This window comes from Candidatus Krumholzibacteriia bacterium (genome assembly GCA_035649275.1).
Lineage (GTDB): Bacteria > Krumholzibacteriota > Krumholzibacteriia.
Map to the genome: position 1 here is coordinate 136,387 of DASRJW010000101.1, position 20,078 is coordinate 156,464.

The 20,078-nt window shown below is 68.9% G+C and carries 17 protein-coding genes; 10 read left to right on the forward strand and 7 right to left on the reverse strand.

Annotation, left to right across the window (positions count from 1 at the left end; translation table 11 throughout):
* Nucleotides 1-178 precede the first annotated feature (178 nt).
* Entirely contained in the window at nt 179-871 is a 693-nt protein-coding gene (locus tag VFE28_10505) for a hypothetical protein (protein ID HZM16426.1), read from the forward strand.
* 23 nt (nt 872-894) lie between these two features.
* On the opposite strand, the gene VFE28_10510 is transcribed toward VFE28_10505, so the two are convergent.
* Nucleotides 895-1,944, reverse strand: a complete 1,050-nt coding sequence (locus VFE28_10510) for a DHH family phosphoesterase (protein ID HZM16427.1) — start codon at nt 1,942-1,944, stop codon at nt 895-897.
* 201 nt (nt 1,945-2,145) lie between these two features.
* Here VFE28_10510 and VFE28_10515 point away from each other — a divergent pair, with 201 nt between their 5' ends.
* The 3 genes from VFE28_10515 to fbp all read left to right on the forward strand — a co-directional run bounded on the left by VFE28_10515 (nt 2,146) and on the right by fbp (nt 5,213).
* Complete coding sequence (locus VFE28_10515) at nt 2,146-2,934, forward strand: enoyl-CoA hydratase-related protein (GenBank protein ID HZM16428.1); 789 nt, start codon at nt 2,146-2,148, stop codon at nt 2,932-2,934.
* A 14-nt stretch (nt 2,935-2,948) separates the two neighbouring features.
* Nucleotides 2,949-4,130: a class I SAM-dependent rRNA methyltransferase gene (locus tag VFE28_10520; GenBank protein ID HZM16429.1), complete on the forward strand. Its 1,182-nt coding sequence runs from the start codon at nt 2,949-2,951 to the stop codon at nt 4,128-4,130.
* Between the two features lie 66 nt (nt 4,131-4,196).
* Nucleotides 4,197-5,213 (forward strand): class 1 fructose-bisphosphatase, encoded by a 1,017-nt coding sequence (gene fbp, locus VFE28_10525; GenBank protein HZM16430.1) that lies wholly within the window; start codon nt 4,197-4,199, stop codon nt 5,211-5,213.
* A gap of 6 nt (nt 5,214-5,219) precedes the next feature.
* Here the strand turns inward: fbp and dapF are convergent, their stop codons facing one another.
* Both dapF and VFE28_10535 read right to left on the reverse strand, forming a co-directional pair.
* Nucleotides 5,220-6,086: a diaminopimelate epimerase gene (gene dapF / locus VFE28_10530; GenBank protein ID HZM16431.1), complete on the reverse strand. Its 867-nt coding sequence runs from the start codon at nt 6,084-6,086 to the stop codon at nt 5,220-5,222.
* Nucleotides 6,083-7,237, reverse strand: a complete 1,155-nt coding sequence (locus VFE28_10535) for a glycosyltransferase family 4 protein (protein ID HZM16432.1) — start codon at nt 7,235-7,237, stop codon at nt 6,083-6,085. Before VFE28_10535 ends, dapF begins: the two co-directional genes overlap by 4 nt.
* A 147-nt stretch (nt 7,238-7,384) precedes the next feature.
* Here VFE28_10535 and VFE28_10540 point away from each other — a divergent pair, with 147 nt between their 5' ends.
* Genes VFE28_10540 through VFE28_10555 form a run of 4 tightly spaced genes read left to right on the forward strand, consistent with a single transcriptional unit; the run spans nt 7,385 to nt 12,119 of the window.
* Nucleotides 7,385-8,326 (forward strand): ATP-binding cassette domain-containing protein, encoded by a 942-nt coding sequence (locus VFE28_10540; GenBank protein ID HZM16433.1) that lies wholly within the window; start codon nt 7,385-7,387, stop codon nt 8,324-8,326.
* Nucleotides 8,323-9,099, forward strand: a complete 777-nt coding sequence (locus VFE28_10545) for an ABC transporter permease (GenBank protein HZM16434.1) — start codon at nt 8,323-8,325, stop codon at nt 9,097-9,099. The genes VFE28_10540 and VFE28_10545 overlap by 4 nt, the downstream gene beginning before the upstream one ends.
* Before the next feature lie 10 nt (nt 9,100-9,109).
* Nucleotides 9,110-10,714 carry a Gldg family protein gene (locus tag VFE28_10550; protein ID HZM16435.1) on the forward strand — a complete coding sequence of 535 codons (1,605 nt, stop codon included), beginning with the start codon at nt 9,110-9,112 and terminating at the stop codon, nt 10,712-10,714.
* Between the two features lie 19 nt (nt 10,715-10,733).
* Nucleotides 10,734-12,119: a DUF4340 domain-containing protein gene (locus tag VFE28_10555; protein HZM16436.1), complete on the forward strand. Its 1,386-nt coding sequence runs from the start codon at nt 10,734-10,736 to the stop codon at nt 12,117-12,119.
* On the opposite strand, the gene lat is transcribed toward VFE28_10555, so the two are convergent.
* Nucleotides 12,116-13,444 (reverse strand): L-lysine 6-transaminase, encoded by a 1,329-nt coding sequence (lat, locus tag VFE28_10560; protein HZM16437.1) that lies wholly within the window; start codon nt 13,442-13,444, stop codon nt 12,116-12,118. The genes VFE28_10555 and lat overlap by 4 nt on opposite strands.
* Nucleotides 13,445-13,737: 293 nt before the next feature.
* Nucleotides 13,738-15,024: a PhoH family protein gene (locus tag VFE28_10565; protein ID HZM16438.1), complete on the reverse strand. Its 1,287-nt coding sequence runs from the start codon at nt 15,022-15,024 to the stop codon at nt 13,738-13,740.
* Nucleotides 15,025-15,203: 179 nt separating this feature from the next.
* Between VFE28_10565 and VFE28_10570 the strand changes: the two genes are divergently transcribed.
* On the forward strand, nt 15,204-15,656 hold the full coding sequence (locus tag VFE28_10570) for a PTS sugar transporter subunit IIA (GenBank protein ID HZM16439.1): 453 nt from the start codon (nt 15,204-15,206) through the stop codon (nt 15,654-15,656).
* Nucleotides 15,657-15,693: 37 nt separating this feature from the next.
* Nucleotides 15,694-16,782, forward strand: a complete 1,089-nt coding sequence (locus VFE28_10575) for an RluA family pseudouridine synthase (protein ID HZM16440.1) — start codon at nt 15,694-15,696, stop codon at nt 16,780-16,782.
* Here the strand turns inward: VFE28_10575 and VFE28_10580 are convergent.
* Both VFE28_10580 and VFE28_10585 read right to left on the reverse strand, forming a co-directional pair.
* Complete coding sequence (locus VFE28_10580) at nt 16,758-17,972, reverse strand: glycosyltransferase family 4 protein (GenBank protein ID HZM16441.1); 1,215 nt, start codon at nt 17,970-17,972, stop codon at nt 16,758-16,760. The genes VFE28_10575 and VFE28_10580 overlap by 25 nt on opposite strands.
* Nucleotides 17,969-20,011 (reverse strand): glycosyltransferase family 39 protein, encoded by a 2,043-nt coding sequence (locus VFE28_10585; protein HZM16442.1) that lies wholly within the window; start codon nt 20,009-20,011, stop codon nt 17,969-17,971. Before VFE28_10585 ends, VFE28_10580 begins: the two co-directional genes overlap by 4 nt.
* Between the last annotated feature and the right edge of the window lie 67 nt (nt 20,012-20,078).

Consider the following 20,078-nt stretch of genomic DNA (forward strand, 5'->3'; position numbering starts at 1 on the left):
CGTCGACGGGATCTCGCCGTCCAAGGAGCGATGCTGCGTGGGGCGGGTCGGGAGGTTCGGCGCCGGCGGGCTGTGCCAAAGCGACCGGGCGCGTGCTTGACAAGGAGGCAGTGCAGCTACTTCGATGCGGAGAGTCGGCGAGGGCAGGTAGGCCGGCGGGGTGGTAAGGGAGGCGGGGATGCTCTGGGTGGAGGTCGTGAATCGGGCCCTCGAATGGGACGGAGTCGGATCCGCTCGGGAGCCGCACCCCCAGGCCGGCGCACCGATCGATCCCCTCGCCTCGACCGCACGACGCAGGGACGTGGGACTCCTGCGCCGGGTCATCGCTGTGCGTCTCCTCGACCACCGGTTGGAGGCGGAGGGAGAAAACGCCCTGTCCCAGTGGCTCGCCGCTGTCACGCTGCAGCCGTCGGGCGCTGCTGCGACTGCGCAAGGCTGGCCTGATTTCGTCGCCCGTCGCCCCCTGAGCGAGCTCGGCGACCCCTTCGAGTCCCTGCTCTCCACCTCCCTCCTCCAGGTCCTCGCCTTGCCCAGAGACTCCTTCGGTACCGTCGTGCATCGCTGTCACGGCCTCGTGCGCGGTGCGGCGCCGGAGTCGGGCTGGCCGGTGGACGGGGAAAAGCGCTTCGCCGCTCAGGCAGAACTCGGTGCCTTCCTCCCCGCCGCGAGCCTGCACCAGTGCCCGCGCCTGGTCTGGAGCCACCGTGGCAGCCGTTACTGCAGCAAGGCCTGCAGCAACTCGAGCTTCGCCGCCCGCAAGGCGCAGCAGGAGCCGCGCTACTTCGCCGCCAAGCAAGGTCGCTACCGGGCGCGGCGGCAGCGCGCCCAGGCAGCGCGTCCCCGGCGGAGCGCCTTCGTCTACATGGATTGAGCTGGCCGGGGATCGGCTACGGTTCAATCGTCGAGGATGCTCCGGGGCTGGGTGCCGCCGAGGTTGAACTCGGCGAGGAATCGATCGCGCATCATGGCGGCGAGGTCGAGCCTGGACTTGCGATCCCGGGGCACGGCGCCGATGCGACCACCGGCCAGCATGCCGTGACCGCCGGCGCGGCCGAGACCGCGCACGAGGCGCTGAATCATTTGCCCGGCGCCGCCGCCCTCGTGGCTGGTGCGGAGAGAGAGGAAGAGCTCCTTGCCGCAGCTGCCCATGCTGAGCGCCCATTCCACCCCTACGAGCCGCATCAGCTGATCGGCCATCTCGGCCACCAGGTCCGGATTGGAAACGCGGCCGAGGTAGACGATGGCCGCTTTGCCGTAGAGCTGGGTCTGGCGCACCAGCCTTCCGAGGATGCGGAAATACTCGTGGGACACCTTGGGGTGGGTGATGACGAAAAGGGCGCGTGGGTCCACGAGGGGCAACAAATGGAAGTAGACCTGGCGGTCCACGGCGTTGGCCCGCAGCCCCAAGTCCTGGGTCTCCGATTTGAGGGCATAGAGCAACGCTGTGGCCAAGAGCGGCGTGATCGTCACCTGCCGCGCCAGGAGGTACTGAGCCACGATGGTGGCGGAAGCACCGTAGTCGCTGCGCACGTCCACCCAACGCGACCGCTGCGGCGTGTGCTCGCGCAGCGGATGGTGGTCGACCACGAGATCGAGCATGACCTCGGCGGGGATGGAATTGTTCCCCGTGTCGGGCTGCGCATCGACCAGCACGACACTGGCGAAGTCGGCGAAGCGGAGGTCGTCGAGAGGCAGCAACGTGATGTGGCAGGCTTCGACCAGGGCGCGATTCTCCGCCCGTCCCACCATGCCGCCGAAACCGATCGAGGTGTCGCGGCCGAGCTCGGTTTCGAACAGGGTCTTGAGCCCGAGCGCACAGGCGAGGGAATCGGGATCCGGGTTGTCGTGCGTCGCCACCAGGATCTGCCCCGGACGGCGCAGATCCGCGAGCAGGTTCTCCAGGAAGATCTCCGGCTCGAGCACGACCTGTCCGTGTTGCGGCATGGGCCTCCGGCGCGGAGCATGCGGGAAGCCGTCGCCGACCGCAAGAGCGAGGAACCGTCCTGACATTGCAATTGCAGGCGACAAAGAGGCTTACAGTGCTGCACGCGGCGTCGCCGGGTTGCCGCCACGGTCCAGGCGGTTGATCCTGCCAGAGCAGGCGACTATCGTCGGCGCTCCCACCCTGGAGACGCGGAGGACGACGTGAGCACGAGCGCCTCGGAGCCGCTGCAAATCAGCCGGGAAGAAGACGTCGTCTGCTGGACGCTGCAGCGGCCGCAGGTGCTGAACGCGCTCGACCGGCCGCTCTTGCGCGCCCTCGGCGCGGCGGCGCAAGCGGCGCGGCAAGACCGTTCCATCCGCTGTGCCATCCTCTGCGGTGCGGGCAAGGCATTCAGCGCCGGCGCCGATCTCAAGGAACGCGCCGGACTCTCCCTGGACGAGGTGCGCGAGTACCTGACCCTCATCCGCGCTACCTTCGATGGTGTAGCCCGCTTGCCGTTCCCGACCCTCGCGGCGGTGCACGGCATCGCTTATGGCGGCGGTCTGGAGCTGGCGCTGGCTTGCGACGTGCGGCTCCTCGCCACGGACGCTCGTGTCGGTCTCACCGAGGTGAGTCTCGGCATCATGCCCGGCGCCGGCGGCACGCAGCGCTTGCCGCGTCTCGTCGGCGTCGCACGGGCGAAGGAAATGATCTTCGCCGCCCGCAGGCTGGAGGCAGCGGAGGCGTTGCAGTGGGGGCTCGCCAACCGTCTCGTCCCGGCGCCGGAGCTGCAGTCGGCGGCGCTGCATCTCGCCCGAGAGATCGCGGCGCAGGCACCGCTCGCGGTGCGCGCCGCCAAGCACGCCATCGACGCCGGTGCCGACGCGGGCCTCGCTCCGGGCCTGGAGATCGAGGCGGCGGCGTACGCGCAGTTGCTCCCCAGCCGCGATCGGCTCGAGGGTCTCGAGGCTTTCGCCGCCAAGCGCCCGCCGCGCTACCGCGGCGAGTGAACCACGGCGGCGCCATGCTCACCCTGCCCGTCCTGCGCTTGAAACCGGGTCGCGAACGTCCGGCCCGCGCCGGCCACCCCTGGGTGTTCTCCGGCGCCTTCGAAAGCATGCCGCCCCTCGAAGCGGGCAGCCTCTGCCGCCTCGAGGATTCCGAGGGTGGCTTCGTCGCCATCGGCTACGTCAACCCGGAGCGCAGCCTCGCCGTGCGTCTCCTCGCCTGGGAGGAGATCGAGGATCTCAGTGCGCTGCTGCGTTCCCGGGTGCGCTCGGCGCTCGAGCTGCGCCGGCAATGCCTGCCCCCCGACACCGACTGCTGCCGCCTCGTCGGCGCCGAAGGCGACTTCCTCCCTGGCGTCCTGGTGGATCGCTATGCCGACGTCTTGGTGCTGCAGCTCACCACCGCCGGCGCCGACCGGCTGCGCGACCGGCTGGTGGACATCCTGGCGGCGGAAATCGAGCCGCGCACGATCTACGAGCGCAGCGACATCCCGGCGCGGCGGGAGGAGAACCTGCCGGCGCGGAAGGGCGTGCTCCACGGCGAGCCGCTCGCCGCTCCGGTGGAAATCCGCGAGCAGGGTTTGCGCTTCCTGGTGCAACCGGACAGCGGGCAGAAGACCGGCTTCTACCTGGACCAGCGCGACAACCGTGCCCGGGTGCGCCAGCGCGCCGCCGGCCGCCGGGTACTGCACTGCTTCGCCTACACCGGCGGCTTCTCGGTGGCCGCTGCCGCCGGCGGCGCCCGCGACGTCACCAGCGTCGAGAGCGGCGCCGCGAGCGTGGAGCTTTTGCGGCGCAACATGGAGCTCAATGGCTTCGCCGCCGGGGAGATCGTGCACGGCGATGTCTTCGAGGTGCTGCGCGAGAAGCGCCAGGCCGGGGCGCGCTACGATCTCGTCATTCTCGATCCCCCCGCCTTCGCCAAGAAGAAACTCCAAGCCGAAGCGGCGCGCCGGGGCTACAAGGACATCAATCTGGTGGCGCTGCAGCTGCTGGCGCCGGAGGGCGAGCTCTTCACCTTCTCCTGCTCGCAGCACGTGGACGCGCTGGAATTCCGCGGCGCCGTCTTCGAGGCCGCGGCGCAGGCTGGAGTCCGGACGCAACTGCTGGCGCAGCTCGGCGCCGGCTTCGATCACCCGATCAGCCTGTCGCACCGCGAAGGGGAGTACCTCAAAGGGCTGCACTTGCGCCGCCCGTGAGGTCGTATACTGCCGGCCGTGCCGGCCGCTCGTCGCCCGCGCACCCGGAGGTCCAGGAGCACCGCCATGACCTTTCTCAAGGGCATGACCCTGTCACGCTTCATCGTCGAGTGCCAGCAACGCTATCCGGAAGCGACAGGGGAGTTCACCAGCCTGCTCCTCGAACTCACCATCGCCGCCAAGGTCATCTCCCGGGCGGTGAACAAGGCCGGTCTCGTCGACATCCTGGGCCAGGCGGGGCGCATCAACGTCCAGGACGAGCAGGTGATGAAGATCGACGACTTCGCCAACGACACCATCGTCAAGGCGCTGGATCACACCGGGCATCTCTGCATCATGGCTTCGGAAGAGATGGCCGATCCGATCCTCATCCCACAGCATCACCGCAAGGGGCCGTACGTCTTCCTCTTCGACCCCCTGGATGGCTCCTCCAACATCGATGCCAACGTCAACATCGGCACCATCTTCGGCATCCACCGCAAGACCAGCGCGGGGGAAGACGGCACCCTCGGGGACCTGCTGCAGAAAGGTCGGAGCATGGTGTGCGCCGGCTACATCGTCTACGGCCCGAGCACCATGCTGGTCTACACCACCGGGCACGGCGTGCACGGTTTCACCCTCGACCCGAGCGTCGGCGAGTTCCTGCTCTCCCATCCGGAGATCCAGCTGCCGAAGCGCGGCAAGATCTACAGCGCCAACGAGGGCAACTCCCACTACTGGGCGTCAGGGGTGCGCAGTTATCTCGAGCACATCAAGGGCACTCCCGACGGCAGGCCGCCGTACAGCTCCCGCTACGTCGGTTCCCTGGTGGCGGACTTCCACCGCACCCTGCTCTACGGCGGCATCTTCATGTATCCGGCGGACAGCAAGGAAGCCAAGGCGCAGCACGGCAAGCTGCGCCTCCTCTACGAGGCCAACCCGCTCGCCTTCGTCGCCGAGCAAGCCGGCGGCGCCGCCACCGACGGCATCACGCCCATCCTCGACCTCGAGCCGCAGGACCTGCACCAGCGCACGCCGCTCTTCATCGGCAGCAGCGACGACGTGGCGACGCTGCTCCAATTCCTCCGCGGTGAGAGAAGCTGAAGACGCTCAGACGCCGAGGCACTCCGGATCCAGTGTCCCGGCGGCGACGCGGAGCGCGGGCCCGCGCAGCCAGAGACGCCCGTCGGCGTCGGCGCGCACCTCGACGCTGCCGCCGGGCAAATGCACCGGGCCGGCGCTGGCCGTGAGCAGGCCGAGGCGGGTGGCGGCGGCGAAGGCGGCGCACGAGGCGCTGCCGCAAGCGAGGGTCGGCCCGACGCCGCGCTCGAAGACGCGCAGGTGCAGGGCGTCGCCCTCGACGGCGACGAAGCTGGCGTTGGCGCCACGCCGGAAAAGCGGGTGCTCCGCCAGGGCCCGGCCGGTGCCTTCCAGTTCCACCGCGGCCAGGGCGGCGCGATCGCGCACGAAGACCACCGCGTGCGGGTTCCCCAGGTCGAGCGCCGTGACCCGGAGCTCCCCAGCGCCGAGGTCGAGTGGCGTGTCCAGCAGGTTGCTGCCGTCGCGGAGGCCAACGCTCGCCCCGTCCCAGCGCGGTGCGCCCATCTCGATCTCCACCCACGGGGGCGCCGGAGGACGGGGCAGCATGGCGGCGGCATGGGTTCCGGCATCGGTTTCGAGCTCGAGCGGCGAGCCGACCTCGCTGCGCTCCCAGGCCAGGCGCACGACGCAGCGCGCGCCGTTGCCGCACATCTCGGCCCGGGAGCCGTCGCGGTTCCAGTAGTGCATGCGCAAGCGCTCGCCGCTCAGCGTGGCGTAAGTGAGCAGGCCGTCGGCACCGAGACCGTGGTGACGGTCGCAGACGTCGCGCACGAAGCGGGGCAGGGAGGCGGAGTCGAAATGGAAGGCTTCGAGATCGGCATGGCGGAGGACGACGAAGTCGTTGCCGCAGCCGTGCATCTTCACGAACGCGGTCATGGGGGGGGAGCTTCCCGAGGCATCGCCTCCCGCGCCGCGGCGTCGATCTGCCCCAGGCCGCGGTAAGCGCCGAGGGTGGCTTCCACCATGCGCTCCACCGAGTGTTGTTCGGCGACGCTGCTGGCTCCCTGCACCAGGCGCTGCGCCAGTTCCGGTTGCAGCAGGAGGAGACCGAGGGCCTGTGCCAGGGCCGGGACGTCTCGCGGCGGCACCACCAGGGCGGAGCTCCCGTGACGTACCAGGCCGAGGACGCCGGGCACCGCCGCGGCGACCACCGGTGTGCCCGATCCCATCGCTTCGAGCATGCAGGTATGGGTGTTCTCGTAGTCGGTGAGGGCGACGAAGGCGTGCAGCGTGGCGTACATCGCCGCCGGATCCTCGAGCACCCCGGCGAAGGTGACCGCCTCGGCCAGGCCGAGATCGCGGCAGAGTTTTTCCACCTGCGGGCGCCCCGGGCCGTCGCCCGCCACCAGCAGGTGCGTATCCGGCAGGCGGCGGTGGAGGAGCGCGAAGGCTTCGAGCAAGGGCCCCAGGCTCTTCTCCCGCCCCGGGCGGGTACAAGTCCCCACGACCCGGCGGCCCCGGGCGCGCAGGCCCCAGGGGTCGTGACCATTGCTCCGGGCGCGGCGGAGGCCGGGCAAGTCCACCCCGTCGGGAACGATGGCGATGCGCGCCGCCTCGGCGCCGCGCTGCACCAGGCCGTCGCGCACGGGCTTGGAAACCGCGATGTGGTGCAGTCCAGGGCCGGCGTAGTGCGCCGGCAGCAACGTCGCCGCCGGCTCGGCGAGCTCCCGATGGCCGAGGAAGAGATTGGCGGTGAGGGAGCGCTCGCCGCTCAGGTCCCGCGCCGCCCGCGCCACGTGGTGGCTCTGCGCGTCGTGGGCGTGCACCAGATCGAAATGCTGGTCCCGCACCAACCGGGCCAGCCGCACCACCGAAGGGAAATCGTGGCTGCTGCGCAGCGTCAGCGCCTCGCAGGGAATGCCGGCGGCCTGGGCCTTGCGGAAGAGCGCCGAGGTGCGCGGGCCGCAGAAGAGGACGCGATGCCCGCGCGCCGCGAGCCCCTGCAGCAGATAGAGTACCCGGCGCTGGGCCTCGCGGAACTCCCGTCCTGCGTGCAGGTGCAGGCTCGCTGTCGCGTGGGGAATCATGCGGCCTCCCGGAGCAGTGTTTCAATATACCCGATGCCCAAGACCGCCGCTTGTGAAGCGGTGCGGGCTTGTGGCGTCGGCGACGCCGTCCCCTATAATGGCCGGTGCCCGAAACCCGCGTCCCTGCGGCCTCTTGGAGACCCCTGCATGATCGTCGCCAAGGATTTGACCAAGATCTATCCGGGCAAGCGCGCCATCGACGGCGTCAGCTTCGAGGTGGGCCGCGGCGAGAGCGTCGGCTTCCTCGGACCCAACGGCGCCGGCAAGACCACGACGATGCGCATCCTCACCTGCTTCCAACCGGCTACAGCAGGGACGGCGCAGGTGGCGGGTTTCGACGTCTTCGAGCAGGCCGAGGCGGTGAAACGCCACATTGGCTACTTGCCCGAGAGCCCACCACTCTACCTGGAGATGCGGGTGCGGGAATACTTGGAATTCATCGCTCGCATCAAGGGCGTGCCGCGCCGCCAGCAGCGCCCGCGCCTGGAGGACACGCTGGAACGCTGCGGCCTCGGGGACGTGCAGCACCGCATCCTGGGCAAGCTCTCCAAGGGTTACCGGCAGCGCGCCGGTCTGGCCCAGGCGCTCTTGCACAATCCGCCGGTCCTCATCCTCGACGAGCCCACTTCCGGCCTCGATCCGAAGCAGGTGGTGGAAGTGCGCCGGCTCATCCGCTCGCTGGCGGGCGAGCACACCATCATCCTGTCGACCCACATCCTTCCCGAGGTGAGCATGACCTGCGAGCGCGTGATCATCATCAATCACGGGCGCATCGTGCTCTCCCAAGAGCTGCGCGAGCTGGACGGCGGCGCAACCGGGCGGCAGGCGTTGTTCCTGGAGCTCCAGTCGCCGCAAGCGGACCCGGAGGCGGCGCTCCGCCAGGTGCAAGGCGTGCAGGGCCTGGAAGCGGTGCGCGGCGGCGGCAACCGGCGCTATCGCCTGCAGTGCGAGGGCGGCACTGCGGTGCGCTCCCGCCTCGCCGCCTTCGTGGTGCAGCAAGGCTGGGAGCTGCTCGAACTCCGCCCCCAGGAGACGAGCCTGGAGGAGATCTACCTGGGCGTGGTGAGCGCCGAAGGAGGCGGGGCATGAGGGGATTGCCTTCCATCTACGAGCGCGAGATGCGCACCTACTTCACCTCCCCGATCGCCTACGTGGTGACCGCGGTGTTCCTCCTCGTCGTGGGTCTGGTGTTCATGACCTTGCTGCGCAATTACCTGGCCTTCGACACCTTCTACCGCGAGCGCCTGCTCTCGCTCGGGCAGGAAGCCGGACCGGCGGACGTGCACCAGTTCCTCTTGCGCCGCTTCCTCGCCACCCTCGGGGCGATCAGCCTCTTCGTCTTGCCCTTCGTCACCATGGGGAGCTTCGCCGAGGAGCACCGGGCGGGAACGATGGAGCTCCTCCTCACCTCGCCTCTCAGCCAGCGCGCCATCGTGCTCGGCAAGTTCCTGGCGGCGAGCACGATCTTCGTCATGCTCCTGCTCTTCGCCCTCGTCTTGGTGGGGACCCTTTTCTTCTACGGCAACCCCCACGGTCCGAGCGTGCTCGTCGGCTTCCTCGGCGTCTTCCTGCAAGGGGAATCCTTCCTGGTGGTGGGGATGTTCATCTCCTCCCTCACCCGTAGCCAGGTGGTCGCCGGCATCGGCGGGCTGGGGGCGGCGCTCCTGCTGTGGCTGGCGGGGTTGCTCGGCGATCCCACCTCCACCTTGGGCACCTGGTTGCAGGAACTGTCGCTGGTGGCGCACTTCGAGGATTTCGCCAAGGGGGTCCTGGACACGAAGCACGTGGTTTTCTACGGTTGCTTCATCGTCTTCGGCCTCTTCCTCACCCTGCGTTCCCTGGAATCCTTGAAGTACCGCTAGGGAGCTTGCGATGCAACGCCGTCTCCTCATCCTCGTCGCCGCCGGTGTGCTCCTTCTCGGTGCGGCGGCACTGCTGTCCCTGGCCCGGGGTGGCGCCGGCGGCTGGAGTACCGGTTTCCTCGCCGGTGGCGGCCTGGTGTGGTCGCTGGCGGTGGTACTCTCCTGGCGCGACCTCACCCGGCACCTGAGCAAGCGCTCGACGCGCTACGGCATGAACGCCGTGGTTCTTTCCTTCCTGGTGGGAGTGATCCTCCTCCTGGTCACCACCCTCGGGAGCCGTCACTCCTGGAGGCGCGACCTCTCTTCCACCGGCGAGTACACCCTGTCGGAGAAGACGCTGAACGTGCTGCAAGGGCTGCACCGGGACATCGACATCTATGTCTACTACGAGCGCGACGCCCGCGAGGCGGTGCGCGACCTGCTCACCGAGTACTCCCGGCGCAACCGCGGCTTGCGCATCCGCCTGGAAGACATGAACAAGAATCCCGAGCTGGCCGAGCGCTTCGGCGTCCACGAGATGGGAACCCTGGTCTTCGACGCCGGCGACAAGGCGCTCAGGCTCCGCACCTTCGGCGAGGAGGACATCACCAACGCGCTCATCAAGGTGTCGCGGCCGGGGCAGAAGAAGATCTACTTCCTCTCCGGTCACGGCGAGAAGGACCCGGTGGAGAAGGGCATCTCGGGCTATTCCGCCGCGGCCACCGCGCTGCAGCGGGAAAACTACCTCACCGCGAAGCTGCAGTTGACCGAGGCCCGGGTGGTGCCGGAGGACTGCGACGTCCTCGTGGTGCCCGGCGCCAAGTCGGGGCTCTTGGATCAGGAGATCGAGGCGGTGCAGCGCTACCTGCAGCGCGGCGGCCGCGTCTTCTGTCTCTTCGACCCGCTCTTCCTCAGCAATCTCGAGGGCTGGGTGGGGCGCTGGGGCGTGCAGGTGGGCAACGACCGGGTGGTGGACCCGAGCCCCACCGGGCAGCTCCTCAATCGCGGGCCGCAGACGCCGCTGGTCAACCGCTACGGCGTGCACCCGATCACCAAGCAGTTCGTCCAGCCCACCTACTTCCAGAACGTGCGCTCCGTGCGGCGCCTGCAGCTCTACGGCGGCAATGCCGAGACCGCTTCCTTGGCTTTCACCAGCCCCGAGAGCTGGGCCGAGTCGGACCTGCTGAGCTCGAAGGTGGGTTTCGATGCCAGCGACCTCGCCGGACCGGTGTCGGTCGCCATGGCGGTGCGGCTCGATGTGGCCGGTTTGCACCCGGAGCTGGAGCCGGCGGTGTCGCATCGTCCCGGCCAGCCGCTGCGCAGCGGCGAGGACCTGCAAAGCGCCGGGGGAGCCAGCGGCACCGAGGCGCGCCTCGTCGTCTGCGGCGATTCCGATTTCGCCAGCAACCAGAGCTTCAACGACATGGGCAATGGCAACCTCTTCCTCAACGCCGTCGCCTGGCTCGCCGAGGACGAGGACCTGATCGCCGTGCGCCACCAGCAGGGACAGGTGCGCGCCGTGGCGATGACGGTGGCGCAGGTACGTCTGCTCAACGTCCTCGCCATCATCGTGCTCCCTGTCGTCGTCTTCGCGGCGGGGTTGGCAGCCACGTTGCACCGCCGCGCCCGCGGCTGACGCAGACGGAGGAGGATCCATGCGCTTCCGCGCCACCTTGGCGGCTCTCGTCCTGGCCCTCGGCCTCGGCGGCTACGTCTTCTGGCAGCAGCGGCGCGACCGGCAGGCGGTGCAGGAGCGCGCCGCGCTGGCGCGGCTCCTGCCCGTGCAGCCCGCCGAGGTGGTGCGCCTGGGGTTCGCCTATGGCGACAGCCGCATCGGCCTGGAGCGACGCGAAGCGGGCTGGGTCCTCGTCGAGCCGGTCTCGGCCAACTGCGAGCCCGAGGCGGTGGCGAGCTTCCTCGACACGCTGGCAGCGGCGCGGCAGGAAGACAATCTCGGCCAGGGCGAGCTCATCCGCTATGGCCTCGACCACCCGGCGGCGCTGGTGCGCATCGAGACCCAGACGGGGGCCCGCCATGAACTGCGCTGCGGGCGCATCAATCCCCTGCAGACCCTGGTGTACGTCCAGGTGGACGGCGGCGACGACGTGCTCCTCACCACCTCGGCGCTCTTGAGCGGCGCCCTCACCAGCGCCTTCGGCTGGCGCGACAAGCGCATGATCGACGTGCCGTCGGACAGCGTGGCCCTGCTGCGCTTCAACACCCTCAATGCGGGGAATCTCGTGGTGCGGCGCGATCCGACCGCGGGCTGGGTCACCGAGGGGCCGGTGGCCTGGCGCGTCGATCCCGTGCGCCTGCGCGGCTTGCTGCTCCAGCTCACTGGCTTGCGCGGCATCGGCGTGGCGGCGGAGGACAAGGAAGATCCCCTCCGCTTCGGCCTCGGCCACCGCAAGTTGAGCGTCGTCCTCGAAGGCCGGAACGGACAGGTCCTCGGCGATCTGGTGCTGGGCTTCGCCTTCAGCGAGGGCGGCTACTACGCCGTGGTGCCCGACAAGCCCGAGGTCTTCGAGGTGGAAGGGCAGATGGTGGAGAGCATGGTGTCTCTCGTCCAGCAACCCCGGGACCGGCGGATCTTCCCGCCCTTCGATCCGGCGGCGGTGACCAGGCTGGAAGTCAAGGCGCCGGCGGACACCTTCGTTCTGCAACGGCACGGCCTGCAGGATTGGAAGGTGGTGGCGAGCGACAAGGTGGATTCCACCTTCGCCCTCGATCCGGGACGGGTGCAAGCGCTCCTGGAGCAGATGGCGACGCTGGAGGTGACGGAGTTCCCCGAGAAGCAACCGGCGCTGGTGCAGCTGGTGCCGCCGCAGTGGAGCGTCGATCTCTACGGCGACAACGGGCTCCTCGCCGGTCTGCGCATCGGACGGCGCGATCCCCGGGGTGGCGTGAACGTGGTCGCGCAAGGCCTCGGGGACCGCGCCACCTTCCTGCTGGCGCCGACGGTGCTCATCAATCTGCCCTTCGATCTCGAGCGGCTCGGAACCGGCGAGATCGAGGTGCCGGTGGATTCCCAGCGCGGCTAGAGCGCCGCCACCGCCTGATCCAGGAGCTCCAGGGCTTCCTGCAGCTCCGGCGCCGTCACCGTGAGCGCCGGGCGGAAGCGCACCGTGCGCTCGCCGCAACCGACGAGCATGAGACCGCGTTCGGCGCAGCCGCCGAGGAGGCGCTTACGCGTCTGCGAGTCGCGCACGTCGAAGGCGCACATCAGGCCCCGGCCGCGGGCGTTGTCGATCCAGTCGCCGTGGCGCCCCACCACCTGCTGCAGGCCGGCGAGCAGCCCCTCGCCGAGGCGTGCCGCGTTCTGCACCAGGTGCTCCTCGTGCATGACTTCCAGGATGCGCTGGCAGCGCACCATGTCCACCAGGTTGCCGCCCCAGGTGGAGTTCAAGCGGCTGGGGACGCGGAAGACATTGTCCTCCACCGCCTCCACCCGTCTGCCGACGGCGGTACCGCAGACCTGGGTCTTCTTGCCGAAGCTGATGGCGTCGGGCTGCACGCCGAAGTGCTCGTGCGCCCACATGCGCCCGGTGATCCCCATCCCCGCTTGCACCTCGTCGAAGATCAGGAAGGCTTCGTGCTCGTCCGCCAGCCGGCGGAGCGCACGGAAGAACTCGGGGCGGAAGTGATTGTCGCCGCCTTCACCCTGGATCGGTTCGAGGATGATGGCGCAGATGTCGTGCGGGTGCGCCGCGAAGGCCGCTTCGATCTCCCGGACCGCGCCCGCTTCGGCGGCGGCGACGCGCTCTTCCTCCGCCGGAGTCACCGGGAAGCGCAGCTTCGGGTTGGTGATCCGCGGCCAGTCGAACTTGGTGAAGTACAGCGTCTTCACCGGCGCCGTGTTGGTCAGCGACAAGGTGTAGCCGCTGCGGCCGTGGAAGCAGTCGCGGAAGTGCAGGACTTGGTGCCCGCGCTCGCCCCGGCCGGCCGCCAGATTCAGCCGCACCTTCCAGTCCATGGCGGTCTTGAGGGCGTTCTCCACCCCCAGCGTGCCGCCTTCGACGAAGAAGAGATGGGGCAGGGTGGACGGCGCCGCCAGACGCGCAAAGGTGTCGACGAACTCCGCCAGCTCCACGGTGTAGAGATCGGAGTTCGAGGGCTTACCGACGGCGATGCGCCCGAGCCGGGCGACGAACTCGGGCTCCACCAGGCGCGGGTGGTTGAAACCCAGGGGCGCCGAGGCGAAGCACGAGAACATGTCCAAGAAGAAGCGGCGGCTCTTGGCGTCGTAGAGCCGCACGCCCTGGCTCTTGTCCAGATCCAGAACGATCTCGAAACCATCGGCCAGGATGGAACGGCGCAGGGTCTCGTGCACGTTCTCCGGCGCGATGCGATGCAGGGTGACCGACATGACCATTTCTCCTCGCTGGACTCCGCGCGCCGAAGCGGCGGAATCGACCTGATTCGATGCCGCGAGTCGGAGACTCGGAAAGGAAGTTCGAGGCGGAAGCGGGCGTCAGGCGCCGGTCGCTGCCCAGGGAGGAGGCTTGCGCTGGATCGTGTACACCAGCTTGTGGTGCGGGAGCCGCATAAAAACCGCCTGGAGCTCGAAAGGAAGCGGCGGCTCGAAGGAGGCCACCTGCTCCCAGGGTACACCGCCCCCAGCGATCCAGCAAGCCTTGCGCCGATTGCAGGAAGTGCCGGCTAGAGGAGCTCGACGGCGAGGGCGGCGAGCGGGCTGCGTTCGCTGCGGGTGAGCAGCACGTGGCCGAAGATCTCCTGGCCCTTGAAGCGGTCCACCACGTAGGTGAGGCCGTTGCTTGACGCGTCCAGATAGGGGTTGTCGATCTGGAAGGGGTCGCCGGTCAGGATCACCTTGGTCTGTGCCCCGGCACGGCTGATGATGGTCTTGGTCTCGTGGGGCGTGAGGTTCTGAGCTTCGTCGATGATGATGAACTGCCGCGGCAGCGAGCGGCCGCGGATGTAGGTGACCGCCTCGAGCTCGAGGTTCTTGCTGTCGAAGAGATAGCTGAGCTTGCTCTCGTCGTCGTAGAACGAGCCGGTGAGCAGCTTGAGGTTGTCGTAGATGGGTTGCATCCAGCTCTCCAGCTTCTCGTCCTTGCTGCCCGGCAGGTAACCGATGTCGCGCCCGAGCGGCATGATCGGCCGGGAGACGAACACCTTGCCGTAAGCGCGCTCCTCCACCACCTTCTGCAGTCCCGCCGCCAGAGCGAGCAAGGTCTTGCCGGTGCCGGCGCCGCCCACCAGGGTGACGAGCTGCAAGCGCTCGGCGAGGAGCAGCTCGAGGGCGAACTTCTGCTGCACGTTGAGCGGCCGAATGCCCCAGGGTTTGGCGTCGCCGCAGCGCAAGGGTTCGAGGCGGCCGTTGGTGCAAATGGCGATGGCGCTCTTCTGCGGGTTGGCGCCGTCGCGCAGGATGAAGCATTGGTTGATCAGGGCGGGGCCTTGGGGTTCGAGGTAACCCTGGGCGTAGAAGGTGTCGAGCGCGGCGCTCGTGACCACCACTTCGGTCCAGCCCTTGTAGAGCTCGTCGATCTTGATCTTCTGCGCCTCGAAGTCCTGGATGGTGAGGCCCAGGGCGTCGCCCTTGACCCGCGCATTGATGTCCTTGGAGACGACGACGACGTCCTGCTCGCCCCGCTCCTCGAGATACTTGGCGCAGAGGAGGATGCGATTGTCGGCGACGCTCAGGTCCATGCCCTGGGGAATGCGCTCGGGCAGGTAGTCCACCAGCACGCGCAACATGCCGCCGTTCACCGGCACGCCGTCGGGGAGCGAGCCGCCCTGGCGCAGGCGATCGAGCTCGCGGATCACCTCGCGGGCGTTGCGCCCCATTTCGTCGACGTTCTTCTTGAAGAGATCGAGCTCTTCCAGGACATCGAGAGGAATGACGACGGTGGCGTTGCTGAAGGCGTAGAGGGCCCGAGCGTCGTGCAGCAGGACGTTGGTGTCGAGAATGAAGGTCGCCAAACGCGACCGCCTCCCCTCCGGACGACGCGCGCCGGGTGTAACGGCCGGTGCAGAAAACGTTCCAGCGCCGGACGTGCACGACTTCCAGACCCGTTGACAGTGCAAGACGATGCGGTTAGCTTGTCTGGGTTTTGCTCCGAGCCGCAGCGTCCGGTCTGTGGGGAGAGCGGAGGCGGGCAGTGCACATCGTCGATTATGCGGCAACCGAGCTCGTCGCCCTCGGTCTGGAGGCCGCGGACAAAGAGCAGCTGCTGGCGCAGATGGTGGATCTGCTCGTCCAGGGTGGCCGCGTCGCCGAAGCCCAAGTGATCATGCGCGAGCTGCTCAAACGCGAACACGTCATGAGCACAGGTATCGGCGGCGGCATCGCTCTCCCCCACGCTCTCTCCAACGACATCCCCTCCCTGGCCCTCGTCTTTGCCCGCACCCAAACGCCGGTGGATTTCCACGCCCTCGACGGCAGCCCGGTGGATCTGGTGTTCATGGCCGTCGGTCCGAAGAGCGCCAGCAACGTCTACGTCAAACTCTTGGCCCGGGTCTCGCGCCTGCTGCAGAGCGAAGATTTCAAGGAAGGCCTGCGGCAGGCGTCCACGCCCGAGGACGTCCTCGCCGTCTTCCGCCGCGAAGACTAGACTCTCGAGCGGCACCGATCTCCGGGAGTGCCGCGGAATGCAACCGGAACGTCTCACCGTCCGCCTGCGCGCCAGCCAGCGTCTCGACCGCTACCTCACCGGCCGGCTAGCGCAGGTGTCGCGTAGCCGCATCCAGCGCCACATCGCCCGCGGCGACGTGCTCGTGGACGGGCGCGTGGTGCGAGCCAACCACCGCCTCCATGGCGGCGAGATCGTGACCCTGCCCGCGCTCCTGCAGCGCGGCCTCGAGGCGGCCTCGGTGGCGGCGGAGTTCCACCTCGTCTACGAGGACGAGGACTTGGTGGTGGTGGACAAGCCGGCGGGGATGCTGATGCACCCGGTGGGCGGCGAGTTCCGCCACACCTTGCTCAACGGCCTCTTCCATCGGTTGCAGAGCCGGGGCGAGCCGGCGGCGGAGCTCGGCATCGTGCACCGTCTCGACCGCGCCACCTCCGGCCTGGTGGTGGTGGCCAAGACGCTGGCGTCGCGCCGGCAGTTGGCGGCGCAAGTGGAAGCACGGCGCATGCGGCGGCTGTATCTCGCCGTGGTCCACGGTGTGCCCAGGGAAGTGGCGGGACGGATCGATCTGCCCATCCGCCGCGATCCGCGCCGGCCGACGCGAATGCAAGCCCTGCTTCCCGAAGCCGCTGCCGCGGCGCTCCGGCGTGCGGTGGTCCCGCCCGTGTCGGCGAGCGGCTACAGTGACCCGCGGCGCGACTTCCGTCCCCGCGCTGCCCGGACGCGCTATCGACTGTTGCGCCGCCTGGGAGAGAGCTCCCTCCTGCGGCTCGAGCTCGACACCGGACGGACGCACCAAATCCGCGTGCACTTGCAAGCGCAGGGGATGCCGCTCTGGGGGGATCCACTCTATGGCGGCGTGCCGGATGGCGGCGGGGTGTCTCGCGCCGCGCCGGCAGGAGAGAAGGCGGCGCGAGAGCCGCTGGGGCTCGGGCGCCCGGCGCTGCATGCAGCGCGGCTCGAGTTCACCCAGCCGCGGCACGGGACGCCGCTCCGATTCACCGCGCCGCTGCCCCCGGATCTCCGCGCCCTCGTCTTCACCCTCGCCGGTGTTCCAGCGGCTGACGGCGTCCCCGGGTGTGATCACGCCCCGAGGACGCGGCGGTAGGCGGCGAGGAGCTGCTCTTCCGAGCGCTCCCAACCGATCTCGTCGCGGATGCGGCGCAACCCGGCCTCGCCCATGCGCGCCCGGCGCTCCGGATCGTCGAGCAGTTCCACCACGGCGCGACCGAAGGCGCGGACGTCGTCGCCGGGCACGTACACCGCGGCGTCGCCGGCGGAGACGCGCGCTTCCCGCAGCGCGAAAGAGACCAGCGGCTTCCCCATGGCCATGAATTCCATCACCTTGGTCATGGTGGAAACATCGTTCAGCGGGTTGCACGGGTCGGGGGAGGCGCAGACGTCCGCCGTTGCCAACACGTCGAGCATGGGCTCGTCGGGGATGCGCCCGGTCATGAGCACGTGCGGCTCGAGCTCGAGCTCGGCGTGCAGCCGTTGCAATTCCTCCCAGGCGTCGCCGGTGCCGACGAGGACGAAGAGCACGTCGTTCCGCCCCAGCTCGTGCACCACATGGTGGGCCGCTCGGAGCAGCAAGTCCACCCCATCCTGCCGCGCCATGACGCCGACATAGGCCACCAGATGGCGGTGGCCCCGTCGGAGCTCCGGCACCGGCGGGCGGGGCCGGAAGATCTGGCGGTCCGGGCTGTTGCGCACCACGAAGAGCCGATCCTCGGCGACGCCGCCGCGCCGGCGCGCCACCTCGCGGTACGACTCGTTGGTGACGATGACGGCGTTCGCCGCCGCGTAGCTCCATCGTTCCATCCACAGCAACAGCCGGTGCGTGAAGCCCCGGCGCGCCGTGGTGAACTTGGAGAGATAAGTCTCTGGGCAGAGATCGTGCTGGTCGAAGATGAAACGCTTGCGCCACGGCCGCAGCAGCCAGGCCAGGGGGAAGAAGAGATCCGGGGGATTGCCCACGTGGAGGACCGCCAAGCCGCGCTCGCGCCACACCCGCAGCACGAGACCGGCGCAAACGAGCAGCCCCCAGCTGTACTCGAGCAGGAAATGCAGCCGGCTCTGGCCAGCGAAGGGCATGGAGAAGCGGTAGATCTCGATGCCGTCCAGGCTGGCCCGAGCTTCGCGGTCGGTGGCGCGGCCGCGCGGGCAGATGACGGAGACGCGGTAGCCGGCGCGGGCGAGACTGCGCGCTTCGGCCCAGACGCGGCGATCCGCCGGGACCGAGTGATTCTCCACCAGCAGGAGCACGCCGGCGCCAGTGTCCCGTCCCGGCAGGCTCATGGCTTGGGCGCCTCCGCCGCCGACTGCACTTGCCGGCGTAGCTCGCGCCAATACTCGCGCTCCTCCGACGTCTTGGCACCGCGCTCTGCCAGATCGAGGACGGAGAAGACTTGGGCGCTGCGGCCGGCACGGAGGTAGCAGCGCAGCGCGCTGGTGATGACGGCAATGCGGAAGTTCGGCCTTGCTTCGGCATAGTCGGAGGCCATGAGGAAGGCCTGGGCCGCTTCCTCGAAGTAACCGAAGGTCTCCAGGTTCACGCCCTCACGCTGGTAACAAGGTCCGACGACGCGGGGCACCGGCTCGGGAAGCGGCGGCAGCGCCGCGGGCGAAGGGATGTGGCCGCGGCGGGCGAAGACGACAGCGAAGCGCGGGTTCTTGTAGATGCTGAGCCTGGGCCCGGTGCCCTCCGCCGGGCCGAACTCCTTCGCCAGAGTCCAGCGCGCGGCGAGGGAATCATAGAAAGAGAGCATGGGCGCGAAGAGCGCCGGGTCCTTGCGGTAGCGCGAGCTCACCGAGCTGCTGGTGACGATGTAATCCGCGAGGCCCTCGTAACGGTACAGGGCATAGAAAGGGGTGACGTACTGGGAGCCCACCTGCAGCATGGGGAGGGGATAAATGGCATAGATCTTCGTCTTCCTGGCTTCGATCTGTTTCAGGACACGCTCTCGCAGGTCCTCGCTGAAGTTGGCCACGTCCACGGCGGTCAGGGGTTCCGGCCCGTAGGATTCGCAGACGAGGTAGGCGCCGCCGGGCACGTTCGCCTCCAACCACTGACGCGCCAGCGTCCGGGTGTCGTCGCGCAACCGCGACAGGCCATGGGCATAGCCCACGAAGGCGGGTGCCGCGAGCACCAGCGCCGCGGCGACGCCGGCCGGCAGGGCGAGACGCGGACGCAGCGCCTGCACTCGGGCGAGCATCTCCTCCACCAAGGCAGCGGCGAGGAGGCAGGCGATGGGGACGAGCGGCAGGACGTAGCGCTCCGCTTTCATGGAGAAGGAGCTGATGGCGGCGACGTACACCAGAGGAAAGATGCCGAGCACGAGAGCCCAGCCGCAACGCCGGACGACCAGGTAGAGCACGAGCGCCGCGAGGGAGAGGAGCGCGAGCGGCCAGCCCAGCAGGTTGGCGGCGAGGGCGTGCACGTAGTAGGGGAACGCCGGCGAAGCATCCAGACCGAAGTGACCGAGCTCCAGGTGCAGCCTCTCGTAGTTGAAGCCGATCCAGAAGTTGGGGAAGTCGAGGAGGACGTACGGCGAGGCAGCGAGGAAGGCGAGGCCGAAGACGACGAAAGCGAGGAGCGGTTCGCGCCGGAGCCCGGGCCCTTCCGAGCGCAACCCCGCTTGCCGGGGCCGCCGGCCGCGGGCCTCGCCGCGCGCCTGCGCCGCCCGGCGCCACGCCAGGACATGGGCGGCGAGGATGGGGAGGACCAGGAACAGACCGGAGTACTTCGTCGCCGCCGCCAGGCCGCCTGAGACGCCGGCAAGAATGTAGTAGCGCCGCCTCGGCTCTTCCAGGAGGCGCAGCGCGAAGCCGAGAGTCAGCATCACGAAGAACGTGAGGGGTACGTCGACTTCGATCACCTGCGACTTGGAGACGTGGAAGGCGTTCACCGCCAGGAGGAACGCCGCCAGCGCCCCGGTCCACGGCCCGCGCAGGCGCCGGCCGAGAGACCAGGTCACCCAAACAGTGCCGGCGGCGAAGAGCACGGTGAGTGTTCGCCCCATGAGATAGAAGGGGGTCTTGTCGAGCTCGTAGAGGGCGCGGTAATCGAGGACCGAGTGCACCACGCCGAACAAGCGGAGGAGGAGGAAGAGCAGCCCCTGACCGAGCCATTGCACGTAGAAGAAGAGGGACGGGTAGTTGAAGAAATGCGGGTTCAGGTCGAGGGGCTCGTGGCCCCAGCCCCACATGGGCCAGGCTTTCTTGAAGGGATAGGCTTCCTCGTAGACTTCCGGCAAACCCCAGTCGAGGCCGACGAGCCGTAGACCGATCGCCAGCGCCACCAAGCCGACGCCGATCCACACCTCGCGTTTCCTCATGCTCCACTCGCGTTCGGGGCCCCGGCTCTGGCGCCGGGACTCGTCAGGCCGGACCGCACGGCGAACA

Bases quoted from the DNA above. Each gene is read 5' to 3' on its own strand.
- VFE28_10505 (HZM16426.1), top strand. From the start codon at position 179: ATGCTCTGGGTGGAGGTCGTGAATCGGGCCCTCGAATGGGACGGAGTC.
- VFE28_10510 (HZM16427.1), bottom strand. From the start codon at position 1,944: ATGCCGCAACACGGACAGGTCGTGCTCGAGCCGGAGATCTTCCTGGAG.
- VFE28_10520 (HZM16429.1), top strand. From the start codon at position 2,949: ATGCTCACCCTGCCCGTCCTGCGCTTGAAACCGGGTCGCGAACGTCCG.
- fbp (HZM16430.1), top strand. From the start codon at position 4,197: ATGACCTTTCTCAAGGGCATGACCCTGTCACGCTTCATCGTCGAGTGC.
- dapF (HZM16431.1), bottom strand. From the start codon at position 6,086: ATGACCGCGTTCGTGAAGATGCACGGCTGCGGCAACGACTTCGTCGTC.
- VFE28_10535 (HZM16432.1), bottom strand. From the start codon at position 7,237: ATGATTCCCCACGCGACAGCGAGCCTGCACCTGCACGCAGGACGGGAG.
- VFE28_10540 (HZM16433.1), top strand. From the start codon at position 7,385: ATGATCGTCGCCAAGGATTTGACCAAGATCTATCCGGGCAAGCGCGCC.
- VFE28_10545 (HZM16434.1), top strand. From the start codon at position 8,323: ATGAGGGGATTGCCTTCCATCTACGAGCGCGAGATGCGCACCTACTTC.
- VFE28_10550 (HZM16435.1), top strand. From the start codon at position 9,110: ATGCAACGCCGTCTCCTCATCCTCGTCGCCGCCGGTGTGCTCCTTCTC.
- VFE28_10555 (HZM16436.1), top strand. From the start codon at position 10,734: ATGCGCTTCCGCGCCACCTTGGCGGCTCTCGTCCTGGCCCTCGGCCTC.
- lat (HZM16437.1), bottom strand. From the start codon at position 13,444: ATGTCGGTCACCCTGCATCGCATCGCGCCGGAGAACGTGCACGAGACC.
- VFE28_10575 (HZM16440.1), top strand. From the start codon at position 15,694: ATGCAACCGGAACGTCTCACCGTCCGCCTGCGCGCCAGCCAGCGTCTC.
- VFE28_10580 (HZM16441.1), bottom strand. From the start codon at position 17,972: ATGAGCCTGCCGGGACGGGACACTGGCGCCGGCGTGCTCCTGCTGGTG.
- VFE28_10585 (HZM16442.1), bottom strand. From the start codon at position 20,011: ATGAGGAAACGCGAGGTGTGGATCGGCGTCGGCTTGGTGGCGCTGGCG.